Origin of the sequence: Pseudomonas tructae (genome assembly GCF_004214895.1) — a bacterium.
GTDB classification, from domain to species: Bacteria; Pseudomonadota; Gammaproteobacteria; order Pseudomonadales; family Pseudomonadaceae; genus Aquipseudomonas; species Aquipseudomonas tructae.
This window is the reverse complement of the sequence record NZ_CP035952.1, coordinates 1,518,423-1,538,424: the sequence shown is the minus strand read 5'-3', so window position 1 is coordinate 1,538,424 and position 20,002 is coordinate 1,518,423. Positions and strand designations below refer to the sequence as shown.

The 20,002-nt window shown below is 64.7% G+C and carries 22 protein-coding genes; 4 read left to right on the top strand and 18 right to left on the bottom strand.

Annotated elements, in window-relative coordinates; translation table 11 throughout:
• The first annotated feature begins 137 nt into the window (after positions 1–137).
• Positions 138–1,442 (top strand): MFS transporter, encoded by a 1,305-nt coding sequence (locus EXN22_RS07010; RefSeq protein ID WP_130263376.1) that lies wholly within the window; start codon positions 138–140, stop codon positions 1,440–1,442.
• Between the two features lie 84 nt (positions 1,443–1,526).
• Here EXN22_RS07010 and purT read toward each other — a convergent pair whose 3' ends face one another.
• The 5 genes from purT to EXN22_RS06985 form a co-directional block, all read right to left on the bottom strand.
• Positions 1,527–2,708, bottom strand: a complete 1,182-nt coding sequence (gene purT / locus EXN22_RS07005) for a formate-dependent phosphoribosylglycinamide formyltransferase (RefSeq protein ID WP_130263375.1) — start codon at positions 2,706–2,708, stop codon at positions 1,527–1,529.
• 97 nt (positions 2,709–2,805) lie between these two features.
• Positions 2,806–3,273: a preQ0 transporter gene (locus tag EXN22_RS07000; RefSeq protein WP_130263374.1), complete on the bottom strand. Its 468-nt coding sequence runs from the start codon at positions 3,271–3,273 to the stop codon at positions 2,806–2,808.
• Positions 3,274–3,336: 63 nt separating this feature from the next.
• Complete coding sequence (locus tag EXN22_RS06995; protein WP_130263373.1) at positions 3,337–3,540, bottom strand: DUF1289 domain-containing protein; 204 nt, start codon at positions 3,538–3,540, stop codon at positions 3,337–3,339.
• Complete coding sequence (locus EXN22_RS06990; protein WP_130263372.1) at positions 3,540–4,064, bottom strand: gamma carbonic anhydrase family protein; 525 nt, start codon at positions 4,062–4,064, stop codon at positions 3,540–3,542. Before EXN22_RS06990 ends, EXN22_RS06995 begins: the two co-directional genes overlap by 1 nt.
• A 43-nt stretch (positions 4,065–4,107) precedes the next feature.
• Positions 4,108–4,707, bottom strand: a complete 600-nt coding sequence (locus EXN22_RS06985) for a CoA pyrophosphatase (RefSeq protein WP_130263371.1) — start codon at positions 4,705–4,707, stop codon at positions 4,108–4,110.
• Positions 4,708–4,854: 147 nt separating this feature from the next.
• Between EXN22_RS06985 and EXN22_RS06980 the strand changes: the two genes are divergently transcribed.
• A complete protein-coding gene (locus EXN22_RS06980; protein WP_130263370.1) occupies positions 4,855–5,409 on the top strand; it encodes an NUDIX hydrolase in 555 nt (184 codons plus the stop codon).
• Between the two features lie 21 nt (positions 5,410–5,430).
• On the top strand, positions 5,431–5,988 hold the full coding sequence (locus EXN22_RS06975) for a L,D-transpeptidase family protein (RefSeq protein WP_130263369.1): 558 nt from the start codon (positions 5,431–5,433) through the stop codon (positions 5,986–5,988).
• Positions 5,989–5,994: 6 nt separating this feature from the next.
• Here EXN22_RS06975 and gspN read toward each other — a convergent pair whose 3' ends face one another.
• The 12 genes from gspN to EXN22_RS06915 are packed head-to-tail and all read right to left on the bottom strand — an operon-like array spanning position 5,995 to position 16,629.
• Entirely contained in the window at positions 5,995–6,642 is a 648-nt protein-coding gene (gene gspN / locus EXN22_RS06970) for a type II secretion system protein N (RefSeq protein ID WP_130263368.1), read from the bottom strand.
• Positions 6,639–7,025, bottom strand: a complete 387-nt coding sequence (gene gspM, locus EXN22_RS06965; RefSeq protein WP_130263367.1) for a type II secretion system protein GspM — start codon at positions 7,023–7,025, stop codon at positions 6,639–6,641. The genes gspN and gspM overlap by 4 nt, the downstream gene beginning before the upstream one ends.
• Positions 7,022–8,125, bottom strand: coding sequence for a type II secretion system protein GspL (locus EXN22_RS06960; protein WP_130263366.1), 1,104 nt, complete (start codon positions 8,123–8,125; stop codon positions 7,022–7,024). The genes gspM and EXN22_RS06960 overlap by 4 nt, the downstream gene beginning before the upstream one ends.
• Positions 8,125–8,712: a prepilin-type N-terminal cleavage/methylation domain-containing protein gene (locus EXN22_RS06955; protein ID WP_130263365.1), complete on the bottom strand. Its 588-nt coding sequence runs from the start codon at positions 8,710–8,712 to the stop codon at positions 8,125–8,127. Before EXN22_RS06955 ends, EXN22_RS06960 begins: the two co-directional genes overlap by 1 nt.
• On the bottom strand, positions 8,709–9,077 hold the full coding sequence (locus EXN22_RS06950; RefSeq protein WP_130263364.1) for a type II secretion system protein: 369 nt from the start codon (positions 9,075–9,077) through the stop codon (positions 8,709–8,711). The genes EXN22_RS06955 and EXN22_RS06950 overlap by 4 nt, the downstream gene beginning before the upstream one ends.
• A complete protein-coding gene (locus tag EXN22_RS06945; RefSeq protein ID WP_130263363.1) occupies positions 9,074–9,508 on the bottom strand; it encodes a prepilin-type N-terminal cleavage/methylation domain-containing protein in 435 nt (144 codons plus the stop codon). The genes EXN22_RS06950 and EXN22_RS06945 overlap by 4 nt, the downstream gene beginning before the upstream one ends.
• Before the next feature lie 2 nt (positions 9,509–9,510).
• Positions 9,511–9,945, bottom strand: coding sequence for a type II secretion system major pseudopilin GspG (gene gspG, locus EXN22_RS06940; protein WP_130263362.1), 435 nt, complete (start codon positions 9,943–9,945; stop codon positions 9,511–9,513).
• 14 nt (positions 9,946–9,959) lie between these two features.
• The gene (gene gspF / locus EXN22_RS06935) at positions 9,960–11,162 is read right to left on the bottom strand and encodes a type II secretion system inner membrane protein GspF (RefSeq protein ID WP_130263361.1); all 1,203 of its coding nucleotides are present in this window, start codon (positions 11,160–11,162) and stop codon (positions 9,960–9,962) included.
• A gap of 3 nt (positions 11,163–11,165) precedes the next feature.
• On the bottom strand, positions 11,166–12,614 hold the full coding sequence (locus tag EXN22_RS06930) for a GspE/PulE family protein (RefSeq protein ID WP_130266769.1): 1,449 nt from the start codon (positions 12,612–12,614) through the stop codon (positions 11,166–11,168).
• A gap of 5 nt (positions 12,615–12,619) precedes the next feature.
• Positions 12,620–14,572, bottom strand: a complete 1,953-nt coding sequence (gene gspD, locus EXN22_RS06925) for a type II secretion system secretin GspD (RefSeq protein WP_130263360.1) — start codon at positions 14,570–14,572, stop codon at positions 12,620–12,622.
• 3 nt (positions 14,573–14,575) lie between these two features.
• On the bottom strand, positions 14,576–15,001 hold the full coding sequence (locus tag EXN22_RS06920; protein WP_130263359.1) for a pilus assembly protein PilZ: 426 nt from the start codon (positions 14,999–15,001) through the stop codon (positions 14,576–14,578).
• Positions 14,998–16,629 (bottom strand): bifunctional UDP-sugar hydrolase/5'-nucleotidase, encoded by a 1,632-nt coding sequence (locus EXN22_RS06915; protein ID WP_130263358.1) that lies wholly within the window; start codon positions 16,627–16,629, stop codon positions 14,998–15,000. Before EXN22_RS06915 ends, EXN22_RS06920 begins: the two co-directional genes overlap by 4 nt.
• 237 nt (positions 16,630–16,866) lie before the next feature.
• Here EXN22_RS06915 and EXN22_RS06910 point away from each other — a divergent pair, with 237 nt between their 5' ends.
• Positions 16,867–18,915, top strand: a complete 2,049-nt coding sequence (locus tag EXN22_RS06910; RefSeq protein WP_130263357.1) for a PhoX family protein — start codon at positions 16,867–16,869, stop codon at positions 18,913–18,915.
• A gap of 24 nt (positions 18,916–18,939) precedes the next feature.
• Here the strand turns inward: EXN22_RS06910 and gspK are convergent, their stop codons facing one another.
• Positions 18,940–19,905: a type II secretion system minor pseudopilin GspK gene (gene gspK, locus EXN22_RS06905; protein WP_130263356.1), complete on the bottom strand. Its 966-nt coding sequence runs from the start codon at positions 19,903–19,905 to the stop codon at positions 18,940–18,942.
• Positions 19,906–20,002 lie beyond the last annotated feature (97 nt).

Genomic DNA, 20,002 nt, shown 5'->3' with positions numbered 1-20,002 from the left:
TTGCCCGCGCCCGCCTCTATCCCCAAAGGGCGTATGTTCTGTCACGCGAACACAATAATTCGCTTCGACGCACGCCCTTGCCTGTTCACCAGGCAGGCGCCATGCCCATGGAGCACTCGACTGTCAGGGATAATCGCATGACGACCAGCAGCACCTACTCCGATACCACCCAGGCCAGCCCCGGCAACTCGCCGGCGCGGGTCGCCACCGCCAGCTTCATCGGCACCGCCATCGAGTTCTACGACTTCTACGTATACGCCACCGCAGCCGCGCTGGTGATCGGGCCGGTGTTCTTTCCGCAGACTTCCGGCACCGCACAGATGCTTTCGGCGTTCCTGACCTTCGGTATCGCCTTTCTCGCCCGGCCCCTGGGCTCGGCGCTGTTCGGCCACTTTGGCGACCGAATAGGCCGAAAATCAACGCTGGTGGCTTCGCTATTGCTGATGGGGGTGTGTACCACCTTGATCGGCGTGTTGCCCGGCTACGACAGCATTGGTGCCTGGGCGCCGATCCTGCTCTGCGTACTGCGCTTCGGCCAGGGCCTGGGCTTGGGCGGTGAATGGGGCGGCGCCGCGCTGTTGGCCACCGAGAACGCGCCCAAGGGCAAGCGTGCGTGGTTCGGCATGTTCCCGCAACTGGGCCCGTCCATCGGCTTTCTGGCGGCCAACGGCCTGTTTCTGACCCTGGCCATGCTCCTGAGCGACGAGCAGTTTCGCAGTTGGGGCTGGCGCATTCCGTTCCTGCTCAGCGCCGCGCTGGTCATGGTCGGCCTGTACGTACGCCTGAAGCTGGAAGAGACGCCAGTCTTCGCCAAGGCCGTGGCCCGTCATGAGCGGGTGAAAATGCCAGTGGTCGAGCTGTTCGCCCAATACTGGGCCCCTACCCTGCTGGGGGCTGGGGCGATGGTGGTGTGCTATGCGCTGTTCTACATCTCGACGGTGTTTTCGCTCAGCTACGGCGTCTCGACCCTGGGTTACAGCCGCGAGACCTTCCTCGGCCTGCTGTGCTTTGCGGTGCTGTTCATGGCCCTGGCCACGCCACTGTCGGCCTGGCTCAGCGACCGCTACGGACGCAAGCCGGTGCTGATCGTCGGCGGCGTGCTGGCGATTGCTTCGGGCTTTACCATGGAGCCGCTGCTGACCTCGGGCTCGACCACCGGCGTGGCGCTGTTCCTGGCTATTGAACTGTTCTTGATGGGTGTGACGTTCGCGCCGATGGGGGCGCTGCTGCCTGAGTTGTTCCCCACTCACGTGCGCTATACCGGAGCGTCGGCAGCTTACAACCTGGGTGGGATTGTCGGTGCCTCGGCGGCGCCCTTCTTTGCCCAGAAGCTGGTGGCGATGGGCGGCTTGAGCTGGGTCGGCGGGTATGTGTCGGCGGCGGCTGTGCTGAGCCTGATTGCGGTGTTGTGCCTGAAAGAGACCCGACACACGGAGCTGTAGGACCATCGCGGGGCAAGTCGGGTCGCCGCATCGCCGCTCCCACAGAATCAACACGCTGTGGGAGCGGGCTTGCCCCGCGATTGCTTAGAACTCTACCTTGACCGCTTGAGAAGCACGGGTCGCCTTGGCCCGGGCGGCTTCGATCGACTCGTCACGGGCCAGGCACACGCCCATGCGCCGCTGGCCATTGACCTCAGGCTTGCCGAACAGGCGAATCGCGGTATCCGGCTCGCTCAGGGCCGCACCCAGGTTGGCGAACGCGGTCTGCTGCGACTGGCCTTCAACCAGGATCACCGCCGAAGCCGACGGGCCGAACTGGCGAATCAGCGGGATCGGCAAGCCGAGGATCGCCCGCGCATGCAGGGCGAACTGCGACAGATCCTGGGAAATCAGGGTCACCAGGCCAGTGTCGTGCGGGCGCGGTGAAACTTCGCTGAACCAGACCTGATCGCCTTTGACGAACAGCTCGACCCCGAACAAACCACGGCCACCCAATGCCTCAGTCACCGCCTTGGCCACCCGCTCGGATTCGGCCAGGGCCACCGGGCTCATGGCCTGTGGCTGCCACGACTCCTGGTAATCGCCCTTCTCCTGACGGTGACCGACCGGTGCGCAGAAGGTGGTACCAGCGACATGACGCACGGTCAGCAGGGTGATTTCGTAGTCGAAGTCGATAAAGCCCTCGATGATCACCCGGCCTTTGCCGGCACGCCCGCCTTCCTGAGCATAGTCCCAGGCCTTTTGCACGTCATCGCTGCTGCGCAGCAGGCTCTGGCCCTTGCCCGACGAACTCATCACCGGCTTGACCACGCACGGGAAACCCAGGTCCTCGACGGCTTTGGAGTACTCCTCGAAGGTGTCGGCGAAATGATACGGCGAGGTCGGCAGATCGAGTTCTTCGGCCGCCAGGCGACGGATGCCTTCACGGTTCATGGTCAACTGCGCGGCGCGGGCGGTCGGCACCACGGTGAAGCCTTCGTTCTCCAGCTCGACCAGGGTCGCGGTGGCAATGGCTTCGATTTCCGGAACGATATAGTGCGGCTTCTCGGCCTCGATCACGGCTCGCAGGGCTGCGCCGTCGAGCATGTTGATCACGTGGCTGCGATGGGCCACCTGCATGGCCGGGGCATTGGCGTAACGGTCCACGGCAATCACTTCAACACCCAGGCGTTGCAGCTCGATCACCACTTCCTTGCCCAGCTCGCCGCAGCCACACAGCAGTACGCGGGTCGCGGTCGGCGACAATGGGGTTCCGATACGGGTCATTTCAGGTCCTCAGAGGGAAGAACATCCTGGGCCGCCCCGTACTCGGTGCAACCCGGTGAAAAGAAGCGCCATTTTACATGAACTGCAGTCGCCGACCTCAGCCGGTGACCACACGCTTGCGCACACGCCAGGCCATGGCCAGCCAGACCACGGTCACCCCGGCGAACTTCGACGCCAGGGCAGTGCCGACCACGATGGGGGTCAGTGCACCGATCATGCCGAAGAAGATAAAGGTGTCGACCGGGATGCTCAGCGCCGAACTCAACCACAGGCGATCGTGCAACGGCCGCTTGGTGATGGTGAACACCAGCCAGTCAATCAGCTCGGACACAGCAAAGGCGCTGGCACTGGCCAGGGCGATGGCCGGTTCCGAGGTGATATACGACAGCACCAGGGCCGCCAGCATGGCCACCAGTGCACCATGGCCGAAGCGGGTCTGGACCATGTCGCGCAGAATGAACACCAGCCCGCCCCAGGCAGACCAGATCACGTCCAGGTGCGGGGCACTGGAGAAGGCGTAGTTGATCAGCACTACGCTGCTGATATAGGCAATCAGAAAGAACATGGGGTCAACCGCTGGGCAAGCGCTACAGGGTACTGCAGCGATTGCCGGCGGCCAAGAGGCGGATCATGCGCCGACGCTGAACATCAGCCCCGCAGCCACGGCGCGCTCATGGCACAGTTTGAGCACCTGGCGGCGCTCGCTGTTGTCCATTCGTCCCCAGCGGGTGATTTCGGCCGCCGTGCGCTGGCAGCCGGTGCAGATGTCGGCATCGTCCAGCGCGCAGATCTGCACGCAGGGCGAGGCCACCGGGCGTTCAGGCGTGCTCATCAATCCCCCTGCAGGGCCAGGTCAAGGGCATAACGCTCGGCGTTGTGCACGTAGTGGGCGGCACTGGCTTCAAGCATTTTCTTCTGCGCCTCGGTCAGTTCGCGCACCACCTTGCCCGGTGAGCCCATGACCAGTGAGCCGTCAGGGATTTCCTTGCCTTCGGGGATCAGCGCGTTGGCGCCGATGATGCAGTACTTGCCGATCCGCGCACCGTTGAGGATCACCGCGTTGATGCCGATCAGGCTGTAGTCGTCGACCGAGCAACCATGGAGCATGGCGTTATGCCCGACGGTCACACCCTTGCCCAGGGTCAGTGGTGAGCCCATATCGGTGTGCATCACCGTGCCGTCCTGGACGTTGCTGTTCTCGCCGATGTCGATCAGTTCGTTATCGCCGCGCAGCACCGCACCGAACCAGACGTTGGCACCCGCTTGCAGGCGTACCTTGCCGATCAGGATCGCGGTCGGCGCAACCCAGCTGCGCGGATGGGTCTCGACCCGCAGGTCGCCCAGACGGTATTTCATGCGTGGTTCCTCACGGAGTGGCGTGGCCGGCGGGTGCTCCCGCTCAAATAGGGGTAAAGCGTTCAGGCGGCTGATGCAGGCTGATGTTGGCATCGTAAAGCAAGTTGACCAGCTCGACGATCATGATCGCCGACAAGCCCCAGATCTTGTATTCGCCGTAACGGTAGCTGGGCACGTACCAACTGCGCCCCTGGTAGTCGATACGGTGGGTATGGTCACGCGGGTCCTGGCGGAAGAACGCCAGGGGCACGGTAAACACTGCCGCGATCTCGGCATCGTTGGCCTGGTACTCGACAAAGTCCGGGATCAGGCCGACGAAAGGCGTAACTTTCAAACCATGCAGGGAGATCAGCGGGCTCAACGGGCCGATGACTTCCACCAGCCCCGGCGGCAGGCCGATCTCTTCTTCTGCTTCGCGCAAGGCGGTGAAGATCAGGTCCGGGTCCTCCGGGTCGCGCCGTCCACCCGGGAACGCCACCTCGCCACCGTGGGTCGACAACCCCTTGGCGCGCAGGGTCAACACCAGTTCGGGCTCTTCGCTGCGCGTGATGGGCAATAACACCGCAGCCTCGGGAAAACGTCGGTCCGTCTCCAGGGTACTCGGCGTATGACTGCTTACGCGGCGAAGAAGCTCGTCCAGCATTGCTCTCTCTCGATTCCAAAGCCTGCCCTGCATCATGCACCAAAGCCGCGAGCCGCCCAAGCCCCCGGGAAAACCCCGGCAACGATCCCCGCTTGCAGCCGCGCTGAGAGTGGCGCCAAGATAGGCGCACCTAACAGGAATAAAAGCATGAAATTCTGTAGCGCGTGCGGCAATCAGGTGATTCAGCGCATTCCCGAGGGCGATAGCCGCCTGCGTTTTGTCTGCGATCACTGCCAGACCATTCATTACCAGAACCCCAATATCGTCGCCGGGGTCCTGCCGACCTGGGGCAGCCAGGTGCTGTTGTGCCGCCGTGCCATCGAACCGCGTCGCGGCTACTGGACCTTGCCCGCAGGCTTCATGGAGAACGGCGAGACAGTGGAACAGGCCGCGCGCCGGGAAACCATCGAGGAAGCCTGCGCCCGTGTCGGCGAAGCCGCCCTTTACCAGTTGTTCGACCTGCCGCACATCAACCAGGTCCACGTGTTCTTTCGTGCCGAGCTTGCCGACCTGGACTTCGCCGTTGGCGTCGAGAGCCTGGAAGTGCGGCTTTTCGACGAAAGTGATATCCCGTGGGACGAGCTGGCTTTCCGCACCGTCAGTCGTACCCTAGAATGCTATTATCGTGACCGCATCGAGCAGCGCTTCCCGATAGGCAATGAATGCCTGTCACCCATGCTCGTCTCGTCACCCAACACCTAGCTTCTTCAGGGATATCGTTTCATGCGCTGGTTGCTTGCCCTTTTCTGCCTCAGTGTGGCTTCGATGTCCCAGGCGGGTTTCACCGAAACCATCATCACCCGGCCGGTCGACAAGACCGCGCCTTCGCCACTGCAACCGCAAACACCCAAGCCTGCGATGATCGACAAAATCCTGGTGATCAAGTCTGAACGGCGCCTGCAACTGATCAGCGCTGGCGCGCCGCTGAAAACCTACCGCATCTCCCTGGGCAAGCAGCCCAAGGGTGCCAAGCTGCGCGAAGGCGACAAGCGCACCCCTGAAGGCTTCTACTGGATCGACTGGCGCAAGCAGAGCGACCGCTACAACCTGGCGATGCACGTGTCCTACCCGAACATCACCGACGCAGCCCGTGCTCGTAGCGAAGGCGTACCGCCGGGCGGAATGATCATGATTCATGGCACGCCGTTGAGCGAAGAATATCCGGAAGAGGTGTTCCACACCCTGGACTGGACCGAAGGCTGCATTGCCATGACCAACCGCGACATGCGCGAGGTCTGGAACATGGTGCCAGATGGCACCATGATCGAGATCCGCCCCTGAGGCTGCTCACCATTTCAGATTACGGCTCAACGCGGTGTTTCCGGGTTTGAGCCATTGGCCGCTTTGCAGCACCGGCGCAAGCAGAGCGCCGGGTTCAACAGACCCTTGCAATCGTCCGCGCCGTTGCATCAGGTCGGCATCCACACTGAACTGATGCTGCCCCTGCAGCTGCAGTTGCGCCAGCAGATGCAACCCTGACGAGCAGTCGATGCGCACTCGGGTAGCGCCTAACGTCAGCGACCAGGGTGAAACCAGGGTCAACTCGGCCGCGCCAATCTCCCCTTCGCCCACCCGGCATTGGCCACCGCTACCTTGAGCTTCAATCCGGCCTTTCCACTGCCCGCTCAATCGGTAACTCGAAGATCCTGTGGCAATTGCGCCCAGCGGCTCGACATAGGCGTGCCAGTCCCATGGCCAGCCGCCCAGCCTGAGCTGCCAATCCTGGCCTTGAAAGCCAATGTTCATCTGTGCCTGCAAACGCCAGGGTTGCCAGTGCCAGGCGACCGGCCCCACCGGCCCGATGCGTTGCGCCTGGCCCTGCCACAGGCTGCCGGAAACGCCCCGGGCGGTCACCGGCTTGAGCAGCCAGCTGGCCGGCAGCTCGGCCAGCAAGGTGAGTGAGAACACCAGGGCAACCCAGGCCGCACGCCTCATCGTTGCAACACCAGTTGAAAGTCCATGCCCGACTCAGTGTGCTCAAGAGCCCAACTCAGCGGCCGCGCACCTTCGCCCTGCAAGACCAGCACCCAGTTCTGCAGCGCCTGCTCATCTGCGGCACGGCCCTTGATCTGCCAACTGCCGGTTTCCGGCAGCACCTCGTTCAATACAATGCTGCCCGCCTGCGCCGACTGCTGCAGTCGCTCCACACCAAGCCCGGCCTCGACCTGCAAACCTGCTGCCAACCGGGCCAGGGCCTGCCATTGCTGCGCGTCCTGCCGGCGGGTCGAACCTTCGCGAAACACCAGCATCAGCAACAAGCCTGCGATCATTGCCCAAGCCGCCGGCATCAACCAACGGCGCTGCACCCACTCACTCATGAGGCCGCTCCCAGGTCGAAGACCAGTTGCAGTTCGTGGGCAGCGGCAGTGGCTTCGACCCTGAGGTCGAGCTGGCTGGCAATGCCCTGCCAGGTCTCGACGTCTGGCGGCTGATCACCGTGCAAACGCATGCGCAAGCGTTGCCCGTCAAAGCCGCTGGCGACCAGGTGCCAGGCCGGGCGCGATTGCAGCCACTGCTCCAGTGCCAGTTGTACCTGCTCAATCTGGCGCAGGTGCAAGCGTTGACCTTCTTGCGCCTGACGCAAACGCTTGAGGGCCTGGGCCGCCTGCCGCGGTGATTCAACCGGTCCCGTTACCGCCACGACCTGCGCCTTGTGCAATGCGCTCTGGCGCCATTGCTGGCTCAGCCACAGCCCGCTGCAGAGCAAACCCAGCACCAGGCACGCGGCGAGCAAGCGCCTGTGTTCAAGGGCGATGGACAGTTGCAAGCGACGCGGTGCACGCACCTCGAACAGGCTGGGCAGACGTTCCAGCACGATCAAGCGCGGCGGCCAGTTGCCCTCGAACGCTTGGCATTGCAGGCTTGGCCAGGGTGCCGGCAGGTTCGCCCCCAGCGCGGTTGGCCAGGCCAGCCAGTGCTGACGCGCTTGCGCGGTCGCACCCTTGCACAGCAACAGCTCGGCACTGCGCTGCCAGCACAGCGCAGTGCCCGCCGGGGTCTCGGGCAACAACTGAAACTCGGCCCAGCAGCGCTCCACATTCAGCCCCCAGTCCGCGCATTGTGCCAACCACTGTTCCAGCAGCACCCGATCAACGCTGACCAGTTCCAGTTGCGTACCTTGGCGTGACACACAACCGCAGCGAATGGACTCGGCCGGCTGCAGCAAGCGCTCTTCGAGCAACAACGGCCACTCTTCGCGTTTCAAGCCTGGTGGCGCCGGTAATTGACAGTGACTGCACTGCTGCCCCGGCAGAATCAGTGCCACGCGCATGCCTGCACGACAGGGCGGCGGCCCCTCACCCTCCTCACGCACCTGGCCGCCCTCCAGTAGCCAGTTCCAGCGCGACGGTTCAGGGCCAGGGCGCAGCAGCAGCCAAGTGCTCGGCCTGGGTGATTGCCAGCGTTCAAGCCATTTCATCAAGGCGCCTCCGGCAGGGCGAAGGTACAGACATAAGGTGCTCCATCACGCTTGAACTCAAGCCGCACACCGCGATCCGGGGCAGACCGCTCGGTAGAAGGAAAGGCCAGCCAGCGGCCCGATTGAAAGAACGCGAAGCTCGGCGCCGTGACCTGATCGAGTTGATCGCGTTCACGCCACTGCGGTTTACCCACCGCATACAGATCGGCGGAGGTTTCCAGCAGCAACCGTTGCCCACGCACGTCGTAACTCAGGCGTTGGCGCTGCAAACGTGAACCGCCTTCGGCTTGCGGCCAGGCACTGCGGGCCACCCATTGCAATTGCAAGGCGGCGGGTTGCCAGTCCAGCCAGTTGATTGCCAGTGGCAGGCGCTGCTCGTAGAGCTTACGCAACACCGTGGTGTCGAAACGCCGCTCCAGGGCCAGGCAGAAGTTCAGCACCGGCGAGGACTGGGCAGGCTGCTCCAGCCGCTCCCTGACCCCGACCCAGGCATTGACCAGCGCCGCCAGCAAGATCCCCAGTACGGCGGTCAGGGCCAGGGCGACCAGCAGTTCGAGCAGGGTCAGGCCCTGCTGACGGCGCTTCATGGCCGCACCAGAAAGATTCGGTACTGGCCGAGCGGATCACGTCCGTCACGGTCGCCGAACAGGCGCAACTCCCCTCGACGCAGATTTCGCACCCCGGTCGCAGCCAGTTGCAATTGCCAATGACATTGGCCGTCGCCCTGCTGCAGTTGCCCGCTGCTGGAGCTCTGCATCGGCCAGTACCGCTCCACGGTGAAACGCGCTTGCAGCTCGCGGGCACAGAACACCCCGAGGCGATGCTGCTGCACGCTCTGCTGCACGGCCAGGCGCTGGCGCAGCACCTGGCTGGTCATGATCGCCAAAGCGGCGGCGATGCCCAGGGCCACGGTCACTTCGAGCAGGGTAAAGCCACGCTGGCCCGCTTTCACAAGGGCGCCCTGTGCAGTTGCCCATCGCTGCTCCAGTGCCAACGCTCGCTGCCCTCTGGCCAGTGCCAGTTCAATACGGCGCTGCGCTCAACGCCCGAGGGGGTGAACACCCAGCGTGGTTCCTGGCTGTTGGACCAGTCCGCCTGCAACGCCTGCGGCCAGTCACCCAACGCTACCTTTTGCGTCTGCCAACGGGTATTGACCCACCGGACAAACTCGGGCCGGTTGCCACTCCAGCGCAGACCGCGAATCTCACCGCCATGCCGCGCCAGTTCGGCCTGCTGCCGGCTGGCACTGGCCAGTCGCTCAAGGGCCTGCTGCAGCGGCGCCTTGCCCGTGTCGAGCCAGGCAATGCTCAAGGCACTCATGAGCCCGGCGATCAGCAGCACCACGAGCATTTCCAACAAGGTAAACCCACGCTCACCGCGCATGCCTAGAGTTCCCAGTTACCCAGGTCGGCATCGATACCTTCGCCGCCCTCGACGCCGTCGGCGCCCAGGGAATAGATATCGATGCGCCCATGCTGGCCCGGCGCCCGGTACTGATACGGCGTGCCCCAGGGATCCTGCGGCAAGCGGCGAATGTAACCGTCGGCGCGCCAGGCCCGGGGCAGCGGTTCGACCGAAGGTTTACTGGCCAGCGCCGACAGGCCCTGCTCGGCGGACGGAAAGCGCAGGTTGTCGAGGCGGTACATGTCCAGTGCCTGCTCCAGGGTCGACAGGTCGGCCATGACCTTCTGCTTCATGGCCTTGTCCTGGCTGCCAAGCACGCTGGGCGCTACCACGGCGATCAACAGGCCGATGATGAAGATCACCACCATGATTTCCATCAGGGTAAAGCCGCGCTGGCGCGCGCGTGGGCTGTGCATGGTCTTGCTCCTTTTCAAAGTGTCAGTCCCTGGTTGAGCTGCATGATCGGCAACAGCACGGCGAGGACGATGAACAGCACCACCGCGCCCATCACCAGGATCATCAGCGGCTCGAACAGCGCCATGGTGCTGTCGACCTGGCGGGCGAAGCCACGCTCCTGGTTGTCGGCGACCCGTTCGAGCATGTCCGGCAAGGTGCCGCTGGCCTCGCCGCTGGCGACCATGTTCAGCAGCAACGGCGGAAAATGGCCGCTGGTATCCAGTGCCCTATGTAGGCTGACGCCGCCTTGCACCTCGCTGCCAACCCCTTGCAGGGCCAGGTGGATACGCCGGTTGTTGACCGTGGCCGTGGCCACTTGCAGGGCTTCGAGCAATGGCACGCCGCTGCCGGCCAGAATCGCCAGGCTGCGCGACAAGCGTGCGCTCTCCAGCACCGCCAGCAGCGGGCCCACCTTGGGCAGCCGCAGCAGCAGATCATCGCGGCGCAGGCGCCAGTGCGGGCGGCGCAACAGCCAGGCACCGAGCACCGATGCCCCTCCCAGAAAGAGCAACAGCCAGGGGCCGACCAGTACCAAGAGGTCGCTGATACCGATCAGCAGTGAGGTGATCCACGGCAGGCTCTGCCCGGAGTGAGCAAACTGCTCGGTGAGTTTGGGCACCACAAAAGTCATCAGGCCGACCACCACTGCCAGCGACACGCCCATCAGTACACAGGGGTAGATCAGGGCCGTACGGGCCTTGTGCTGCTGGCGCTGGACCTGCTCCAGGTGCTCGGCCAGACGCTCCAGCACCTGAGCCAGGCGCCCGGAGCGTTCGCCGGCCTCGACCAGCGCGCAATACAAGCCGGAAAACAGGCCACCCTGGCGCGCAAGACTGCGGGCCAGGCTCAGGCCTTCGGCGAGGGATCCACGCACGGCCACCAGCAGGTTGCGCAAGGCTGGCTCCACCAACTGCCGCTCGAGGGTCGCCAAGGCATCCACCAGGGGGATGCCGGCACCGGTCAGGGTTGCCAGTTGCCGGGTCAGTTCGCACAACTGGGCGCGGCTGACCCGTTGCCGCCTCGGCTGTGCATTGCCGGCCTCGTGGCGCTGCAACTGGCGAGCGAACAATCCCTGCTCACGCAATAGCTGGCGCGCATGGCGCTCGCTGTCGGCCTGGATACTGGCCTTGCGCGTACGCCCACCGAGGTCCACGGCCTGGTAACGAAAGGTCGGCATGGCTTAGCCCTGCACCGCGCGCAGCACTTCGGCCAGGCTGGTCTGGCCCTGGCGCAGGCACTGGCTGGCCATGCCGGCGAGGCTTTGTCGACGCCCATTCAAGTGTTCCTGCATCGCCACCTCACTGGCGCCGTCGTAGAGCAGGCCGATCAACCCAGCGTCCAGTTCGATGAACTCGTAAAGGCCGAGCCGGCCGCGATAGCCCGTGCCCTGGCACTGTTCGCAACCGACCGCATGAAAGCTCTGGTTCAGGTCGGCCAGCTCCGGCCACAGCTGCCGCTCGGCGGCTTGCAACGGTTGTGGCCTGGCACAGCTGCACAGGCGCCGTACCAGGCGCTGGGCCATCACACCGCGTAGGCACGAGGCGATAAGAAAAGGTTCGATACCCATGTCGCGCAAGCGCGTCACAGCGCCCACGGCGCTGTTGGTGTGCAGGGTCGACAGCACCAGGTGACCGGTAAGACTGGCCTGCACGGCGATCTGCGCGGTCTCGCGGTCACGGATCTCGCCGAGCATGATCACGTCCGGGTCCTGGCGCAGGATTGCCCGCAGGCCGGTGGCGAACGTCAGTCCGGCGCGCGGATTGATTGCAGTCTGGCCGATCCCGGCGATGGCGTACTCGACCGGGTCTTCCACGGTCAGGATGTTGCGGCTGCCGTCATTGAGGCTGTTGAGGCTGGCGTACAGGGTGGTGGTCTTGCCCGAACCGGTCGGCCCGGTGCTCAGGACAATCCCGTTCGGCCGCGCCAGGCACGCGCGCAGGCCCTGCTCCACCGCCGCCGGCATGCCCAGGTTGGCCAGCGCCAGCAGGCTCGCCTGTTTATCGAGCACGCGCATCACCACCCGCTCGCCATGGATCCCCGGCAGGGTCGAGACCCGCACGTCCACTTCGCGCCCGGCCGAGCGCAGGGTGATACGGCCATCCTGGGGCTGGCGCTTCTCGGCAATATCCAGCCGGGCCATGACCTTGATCCGCGACACCAGCATCGCCGACAGCGCCCGGGGCGGGCGCAGCACTTCGCGCAGATGGCCATCAACGCGCAGGCGCACCACCAGGCTCTGCTCGAAGGTCTCGATATGGATGTCCGAGGCCTGCAAGCGCAGCGCCTGGGCGAACAGGCCGTTGATCAGGCGGATCACCGGGGCTTCGTCGTCGCTCTCCAGCAGGTCTTCGATACGCGGCATCTCGCTCATCAGGCCGTCGAGGTCGACCTGCTCGCCAATCCCTTCGATCAACGCTGCGGTGGCCCCTTCGCCGGCCTGGTAAAGCTGGCCCAACTGGCTGTCGAAACTGGCGCGGTCCAGGTGGCAGACTTCATCCGGCTGACCTTGCACCCGCAATAGTTCCTGCAACTGGTCGCTGTCGGCATCCGCGCACAGCCACAGGCTCCAGCCGCTGGCCCCGGGGGCCACGGCAAGGCCGGCCTGGCGCGCCAGGCGGTAGGGCAACAACTGCATCACCAGACGCCCTCGTCCAGGCGCAAGCGGCTGGCCGGAAAGGCCTGCAACAGTTTGCCATCGTCGCTGATGGCCGGCAGTTTCAGCGCGGTATCCTGCTGCAGGTTGCGGTACTTCTCGGCACTCAAGCTGGCCAGGGCCTGGCCATCACGCAGAATGCGCGGGCGTATGAACACCATCAGGTTCTGCTTCACGCCCTGCTGACCGGAGGAGCTGAACAGCCGCCCCAGCCAGGGAATATCACCAAGCAGCGGCACCTTCTGTTTGCTTGAGGTGACCTCGTCGCTGATCAGGCCACCGAGGATCACCAGGCCGTTGTCCTCGACCATGACTTTGGTCTTGATCTCGCGCTTGTTGGTGATCACGTCGCTGGCCGACGCGTTGTCGGCAATCGAGGAGACCTCCTGGACGATATCCAGGCGTACGGTGTTATCAATATTGATCTGCGGCTTGATGCGCAGCTTGACCCCGACTTCCTTGCGCTCGATGGTCTGGTAGGGGTTGGTGTTGTCCTGGGTCACGGAGCCTGTGACGAAGGGGACTTCCTGGCCGACCAGGATCGAGGCTTCGGCGTTGTCCAGGGTCAGCAGGGTCGGCGTCGACAGCAGGTTGAAACCGCTTTTGCTTTTCAGTGCATTGACCAGCACGGCGAAGTTGAAGCCACCGCCGAAGTTGCCAAGACCTGCGGTCAGGCCGTTGGTGCCAGACAGCAGCTTGGCCAACGCGGCGTTGTCCTTGCCCGCTGCGGCCCCGGCAATGGCGGCGATGCTCGGGCCGCTGCTGCCGAAGTTGACCGTACCGGCACCGAACTTCTCATCGGCGAACAGCCACTGCACCCCCAGCTCTTCGGCGCGTGAGTCCGAGACTTCGGCAATGATCGCCTCGACCACCACCTGCGCCCGGCGCACGTCCAGTTGCTCAACGATGTTGCGGTAGGCCGCCAGCTCGCTGTCGGGGCCAACCATGACCACGGCGTTGGTGCCTTCTTCGTATTCAAGGCGAATGCCCGAACTGCTCACCGGCGCCGGCGCCTTGTCGTCCTTGCTGCCCTCACCGCTGCCGGCCGGCAGCGTGTCCTGGCTGAGGCTGCGCAGCACCTTGACCACTTCACTGGCGTTGGCATGACGCAGGTAGATCACCTGGGTGTTGGAGCTGCGCAGGTTTTCGCCAGGACGGTCCAACTGCGCCAACAAAGCGCGCACCCGCTCACGGCTGTCGGCGCTGCCACGCACCAGCAGCGCGTTGCTGCGTGGGTCGGCCACCACCTGGGCGCTGTCGGCGCCCTGCTCACGGGCCAGCAACTGGTTGATCAACTTGCTGGTGTCGTTGGCACTGGCGTGTTGCAAGGGCATGACCTGCATCGGCTCGTCACTGACCTGATCGAGCTGCAGCAGCAGGCTGTCGATGCGTTCCAGGTTGCTGCGCCAATCGGTGATCACCAACAGGTTGGCCGCAGGATACGGGGTGATGACCCCGACCCGGGGATCGATCAGCGGCTTGAGAATGCCCAGTAGCTGCTCGCTGGCGGCATTGCGCACATTGAACACGCGAGTAGCCACGCCATCGCTGCTTTGCGCCGCTTTACCGGCGCTTTCCACCGGCACCGGCTCAAGACGCGCGGCCTGGTCGGGGACGATCTTGACGCTGCCGTTGGGCAGGTCGACGGCGGCAAAACCCTGGGCGCGCAACTGGGCCAGGAAGATGTCGTAGATCGCCTCGCTGTCGTGGCGGTCGACCGTACGCACCGTGACCTTGCCCTGCACCCGTGGATCGACAATGAAAGTGGTGCCGGTGATCTGCGACACGCTGTCGATGAATTCGCTGAGCTCGGTGTCGACGAAATTCACTTCATACAACGGGGTTTCGTCGTCATCCAGTGCCACCGGTTCTTCGGCCCAGGCCAGGTTGAGGCCCAGGCTCAGCACGCAGGCCAGGCAGAGTCTTGCAATCATCATTCATCCTTGGCGCTTGAAGCCGGTCACGGCAGGCCGTGGCGGCCAGGGCAGGCGTTCGCGCCGCCCCTGGTTATCAAAAATCAGCCCCTGCTCATCGATCTCCACCAGCACGATGCCTGGGGCCAGGCGCTGACCACGGCGCAACGAGCGCGTGGCCTGGCCGTAGCGCAGTACCACCACGGTGGCGCTGAGCGGCACCGCCCGCAGGCCGCCCAGGTATTGCAGGGGCAAAGCGGTCAGCGGCACGCCGCCGGTCTCACCGCGGGCCTGCCAGTGGCCGATCATCAGCCCCGGCAATGGCCGCAATTCCTCCTGCTGGGCGCTTGCCGGCACAGGTGCACGGCTCAGTTGCAGCACGCACTGGGCGGCGAGCCAGGCCGCCAGGGTCAGCAGCGCGCCGCTGAACAGGCGCGAGGCGCTGATCACGCGTTCAACTCACGCGGATGCCAGCCTGGATGCCCCTGCACGTAACGCAACTGCGGCAATTGCAAGGCGGGCAGTTGCCAGTCCGCAGGCTGCCTGGCCAACCAGGCCTCGACCCGCTGCCACAGCGGCTCACCGACGTTCGAGGCGTACTGCAAGCCGAAGGTGCGGCACTGCCCCAAGGCTTCGCTCAGGCCCGACACGCGCTTGCCGGTCGGGCTGTAGCTGAGCTGCCAGGGCTGGCCCAGCCAGCGTGGCAGGTCCTGGCTGTTGTCGAGCAACAGCGGGTCGCCGAACAGTTGCTCGGCGGCGTTCTCCAGCACCTGCTCGACTTGCCGGGCCGGGGCCTCGACCACCGGCGCCGGGTAGCTGCCGGTCAGGCTGATCAGGTGTTCACGGGTGATGGCCTGGCCGGCTGCCAACGGGCTGTCATAGCGCAGCCCCGGGAGCAACACGGGATAGTCGCTGTCAGCCGCCAGGGCTTGATGCAGCAGGCGGTCCCAACTGCCGCCGCGGGTATCACGGCGCCACAGCGCCTGGGGGGCACGGGCCAGGGGCTGATCGAGCCAGGCCGCGTGGCCGGCGCGTTGCTGGGCGAGCAGCCCGCGCAACTGCGCCGCACGGGCCTGGGCAGTGGGGGTAAGGCTGCTGGCAAAGGCGGGATGAAAGCGGGCATTGAACTGCCATTGCCCGGCAGTGCGCTGGCAGCGCACTTGAAAGGCGCCGCTGGCGCGGTTGCCGGCAAACAGCACCGGTACCCGCTTGCCGCTGGCTTGCAGCACGGCAATCGGTTCGGGCCAGAAGTCCTGGCCTCGGGCGCAGAGCAACAGGTCGGCATCGCTCAGGCGCTCGGCCAGCCACAGGCCGGGGCCGGTACCGACATCGGCCAGGGCAACCACCAGATCGGCCTGGCCACGGGCCTGTTCAAAGGCTGGCAACAAAGACTGATACCACTGTTTGAGCGAGGCTTTCTGGTCCTGGGCATAGGGGTCGGTGATGCCCACCACAGCAACCCGTACACCACTGCGACGCACGACGGTGAACGGTACAACTCCCAATGCCGCCGACTGCTCCGCAGCCAGGCCGGCACCCAACACCGCCTGGCCGTACTGACGGTACAGGCCGGCGCAACGCTGCGGCCAGAGCACCCGCTCATCACTGCTGACCCGCACTTGGCTTGCCAGCAACTCACTGCCTTCGACACCGCTGGCGCCCTGCGTCAGGTAGGCCAGGCCACTGCCATTCCAGCCCTGGCCGTTTTCCAGGGTCAGGCAGTTGTCGGCTCCGGCAGCCTGGCGAAGCTGCTCCAGCAAGGCCGCCAGCACCGCGTAGCCGCCGGTTTGCACGCCCTCGGCCAGGCTGGCATCGAGCAGCGGGTTGAGTTCGGCCCGTGCCTGGCGAGCGCTGGCGCCGGTCATCCAGGGGGCCTGGCCCAGGTGGGTGACCGGGCCCAGGCGCGTGGCCGGGACCACCGGCTTACCGGCTTGTCGAGCATCGAGCGTGTCGGCAAAGTACAGCAGGTCCAGCGGCGCGGTGTTGCCGGCCGACGTTGCGCCCAGGCCCGCACAGGCCGTAAGCAGCGGCGCAGTAGCGCCAACGCCGATCCAGTTCAACACTTCCCGTCTGTGCATGTTCAGCCTGTCCCGTCGCCTTGGCGCTTATTGGTTGTCGGGCCGGGATATTGGGGTGCCTGGATTACAGTTTGATGGCAGTTAATCGACAGCCTGGGCAAAACCTCTGGCAAATCAGCTGCTAAGGATTTTTTTCTTTCAACGCCTTTTAACAAAACTGCCAATCAATCATCACACTTGCTCACTAAAGTCCCGGTTTCTTTCACGCCGCATCACTGAACAAAAGGAACTGAACTGATGAGTCGAGACACCGGCGACAACCTGAACCGCAACCAGAGTGGCAACCTGCCCATGGACAGCGTTCTGGAGTCTTACCTGAGCCGCCGCAGCGTGGTCCGCGGCGGCCTGGGTGCCGCTATCGCGATGATTGCCGGGACTGGCCTCACGGGCTGCTTCGACAGCAGTGATTCGGATGACGACGAACCTGCAGTAGAGCCACCAACCCCGCCGAAACTGAAACTGGGCTTTACCTCCATCCCGGGTTCGCGCACCGATGCCTGCGTGGTCGCCGCCGGATACACCGCCTATGTCCTGGCACCCTGGGGCACGCCGCTGAACACCAGCGCCAAGCCCTGGAAAGCCGATGGCAGCAACACCGCCGCCGACCAGGCCAACGCGGTGGGCATGCACCATGACGGCATGCATTTCTTCCCGATCAATGGCAGCTCCGAAGACGGCCTGCTGGCGATCAACCACGAATACATCGACGCCGATGCCCTGCATCCCAACGGCCCGACCAGCGACAGCAGCGGCAAGCGTCCGGTCGAGGAAGTGCGCAAGGAAATCAACGCCCACGGCGCCGGGGTGATTCGCCTGAAAAAAGTCAGCGGTCGCTGGCAGGTGGTCGACAACGACCCGCTGAATCGTCGTTTCACCACCGCCACGGTGATGAACATCGCCGGCCCCCTGCGCGGCAGCGACCACGTCAAGACCCGCTTCTCGAAGAACGGCACCCAGGCCCGCGGCACCAACAACAACTGCGGCAACGGCTACACCCCGTGGGGTACCTACCTGACCTGCGAAGAGAACTGGCCGGGGATTTTCATCAACACCAGCAGCACCCTGCCGGCTGACCAGAAACGCATCGGCGTGGGCACCAAGGCCGGTAACTACAAGTGGGAAAGCGTGGCGGGCGATCCGTCGGAAGTGGACGGCGAGTTCAGCCGTTTCAACGTCACCCCGAGCGGCGCCAGCGCCACCGACGACTTCCGCAACGAGGCCAGCACCTACGGCTACATCGTCGAGATCGACCCCTACAACGCCAGCACCCTGGCGGTAAAACGCACGGCGCTCGGGCGCTTCCGCCACGAGGGCTGCTGCCCGGGCCTGCCGGTGGTGGGCAAGCCGCTGGTCTGGTACATGGGCGATGACTCCAACAACGAGTACCTGTACAAGTTCGTCTCCACCGCGCTGTGGCAAGCAGCCGATGCCAACCCCGCCGATCGCCTGGCCACTGGCAACAAGTACATGGACCAGGGCAAGCTGTATGTCGCCCGCTTCAACGCCGACGGCTCGGGTGTATGGCTGCTGCTCGACGTCAACACCCCGACCAGCAGCGGCAAGACCCTGGGCTCGATCTACACTGACCTGCCAGGGATCATCCTCAACACCCGCGGCGCTGCCGACGCCGTTGGCGCAACGCCCATGGACCGCCCGGAATGGACCACGGTCAACCCGCTCAATGGCGACGTGTACCTGACCCTGACCAACAACAGCGCGCGCACCGCCGCCAAGGTCGATGCCGCCAACCCGCGCGGGCCGAACCGCCACGGCCACATCATTCGCTGGCACGACAGCGACGATCAGCTGAGTTTCACCTGGGACATCTTCGTCTTTGGCGCCAACGCTGCCGGCACCGCCGACATCAACCGCTCGGGCCTGACCGAACTCAACCAGTTCGCCAGCCCCGACGGCATGAGTTTCGATAGCCGCGGCATCCTCTGGTTCCAGACCGACAACGGCGAAAAGACCCTGACCGACTACACCAACGACCAGATGCTCGCCGTGATCCCCACGAACCTGGTGAATGCCGCTGGCAAGCAGGTACCGGTCAACGCCCAGAACCAGGTCGACCTGCGCCGCTTCTTCGTCGGCCCCAACGGCTGCGAAGTGACCGGTATTGCCTTCACCCCCGACAACAAGTCGATCTTCGTCAATATCCAGCACCCGGATAACTGGCCCTCCACCGACATCGCCACGACGGTGACCCCGGCCGGGACCAAGGTGCGTCCGCGGGCATCGACCGTGGTCATCCAGCGTGCCGATGGCGGTGAGATCGGCGTGTAAGCCAAGCCCGGTTCGCCGCAGCCCTTACCAGGGTTGCGGCGAACGGCTGAGCACCTGCACCTGCTGGGCTGGCACCAGCGCGTGCCACTGCACTATCCCTCTGGCGCGCAATTGAAACTCGCTGCGCATCACCTGCCCGTCCTGCTCGAACTCCAGCTGCAGGACAAAATCGCCACTGTTGAGCAACAAGCCCTCGCTCAGGCGCGCGAACGTCGCATCGTCCATCGCCCCCAGAGCCTGGCGCAATGCCCCGGCATCGTGATAACCGCCTGCCGGTCGTGCAGTGATAATCCGGCTCAGCAGCGAACGCGACACCTGCCCTTCATACATGGCCTCAAGCAACGGCAACTGCTCAAGACTCAAGGCATTGGCGTTCAAGCGCCAACCGCTGGTCTGCGGTAGGGCACACAACTGCGGATAGCGCGTTTGTCGCCGGGCATCGGGTTCGAGCAGCAGGTTCAGCTCGCTCATGTCGACCATCATCTGATTGGCCGCCAGACGCGCGGGCGACTGGCGCAGGTACTGGTCGCTCTCGGCGCCGTTGAGACGAGCCTGGTTGTCGGGGTCGATCCAGTCCGCCAGGGCATCGCCCAGCCGTTGCGCGGCCAGGTCATCGCCAAGCAGGTAGCGCAACTGCCGCCCGGCCCGTTCGGCCTCCTCGCCAATCAGCGTGTTGACGTTGAAGCAACTGTGCAGGTCGCGGATGCGCAAGGCCGCTGAACCGCCGGCAAAGGCATAGGACAACGGCTGCCCGCGCAGGGCCTGCCAGAACAGCGGGCTGGTGCGCCAGGCCGGATCTTTCAGGGCCTGCTCGGCAAAGGCCAGGCCAGCGGTTTCCATGGCCCTGGCCTGCACCCGTTGTTGCACCAGGCGCACGCTGTCGACCTGCTGGCGACCGTCCTGCACCAGCCAGGCCAGACCGCCGGCGAGCATCGCCAGCACCACCAGCACCATCAACAGCGCCGCCCCTTGTTGTTGCTTTGCACCCATGACCTGGACATCCCGAGCAAATGAAGCGTCAGTCAACACAACGGATGTTGCAGGCACATGGCAAATACATCTGCACTTCACTTTTGCGTCATAAAGC

What these genes read in the sequence shown, in the direction of transcription:
- EXN22_RS07010 (WP_130263376.1), top strand. Translation starts at nt 138, where the DNA reads ATGACGACCAGCAGCACCTACTCCGATACCACCCAGGCCAGCCCCGGC.
- purT (WP_130263375.1), bottom strand. Translation starts at nt 2,708, where the DNA reads ATGACCCGTATCGGAACCCCATTGTCGCCGACCGCGACCCGCGTACTG.
- EXN22_RS07000 (WP_130263374.1), bottom strand. Translation starts at nt 3,273, where the DNA reads ATGTTCTTTCTGATTGCCTATATCAGCAGCGTAGTGCTGATCAACTAC.
- EXN22_RS06995 (WP_130263373.1), bottom strand. Translation starts at nt 3,540, where the DNA reads ATGAGCACGCCTGAACGCCCGGTGGCCTCGCCCTGCGTGCAGATCTGC.
- EXN22_RS06990 (WP_130263372.1), bottom strand. Translation starts at nt 4,064, where the DNA reads ATGAAATACCGTCTGGGCGACCTGCGGGTCGAGACCCATCCGCGCAGC.
- EXN22_RS06985 (WP_130263371.1), bottom strand. Translation starts at nt 4,707, where the DNA reads ATGCTGGACGAGCTTCTTCGCCGCGTAAGCAGTCATACGCCGAGTACC.
- EXN22_RS06980 (WP_130263370.1), top strand. Translation starts at nt 4,855, where the DNA reads ATGAAATTCTGTAGCGCGTGCGGCAATCAGGTGATTCAGCGCATTCCC.
- EXN22_RS06975 (WP_130263369.1), top strand. Translation starts at nt 5,431, where the DNA reads ATGCGCTGGTTGCTTGCCCTTTTCTGCCTCAGTGTGGCTTCGATGTCC.
- gspN (WP_130263368.1), bottom strand. Translation starts at nt 6,642, where the DNA reads ATGAGGCGTGCGGCCTGGGTTGCCCTGGTGTTCTCACTCACCTTGCTG.
- gspM (WP_130263367.1), bottom strand. Translation starts at nt 7,025, where the DNA reads ATGAGTGAGTGGGTGCAGCGCCGTTGGTTGATGCCGGCGGCTTGGGCA.
- EXN22_RS06960 (WP_130263366.1), bottom strand. Translation starts at nt 8,125, where the DNA reads ATGAAATGGCTTGAACGCTGGCAATCACCCAGGCCGAGCACTTGGCTG.
- EXN22_RS06955 (WP_130263365.1), bottom strand. Translation starts at nt 8,712, where the DNA reads ATGAAGCGCCGTCAGCAGGGCCTGACCCTGCTCGAACTGCTGGTCGCC.
- EXN22_RS06945 (WP_130263363.1), bottom strand. Translation starts at nt 9,508, where the DNA reads ATGCGCGGTGAGCGTGGGTTTACCTTGTTGGAAATGCTCGTGGTGCTG.
- gspG (WP_130263362.1), bottom strand. Translation starts at nt 9,945, where the DNA reads ATGCACAGCCCACGCGCGCGCCAGCGCGGCTTTACCCTGATGGAAATC.
- gspF (WP_130263361.1), bottom strand. Translation starts at nt 11,162, where the DNA reads ATGCCGACCTTTCGTTACCAGGCCGTGGACCTCGGTGGGCGTACGCGC.
- gspD (WP_130263360.1), bottom strand. Translation starts at nt 14,572, where the DNA reads ATGATTGCAAGACTCTGCCTGGCCTGCGTGCTGAGCCTGGGCCTCAAC.
- EXN22_RS06915 (WP_130263358.1), bottom strand. Translation starts at nt 16,629, where the DNA reads ATGCACAGACGGGAAGTGTTGAACTGGATCGGCGTTGGCGCTACTGCG.
- EXN22_RS06910 (WP_130263357.1), top strand. Translation starts at nt 16,867, where the DNA reads ATGAGTCGAGACACCGGCGACAACCTGAACCGCAACCAGAGTGGCAAC.
- gspK (WP_130263356.1), bottom strand. Translation starts at nt 19,905, where the DNA reads ATGGGTGCAAAGCAACAACAAGGGGCGGCGCTGTTGATGGTGCTGGTG.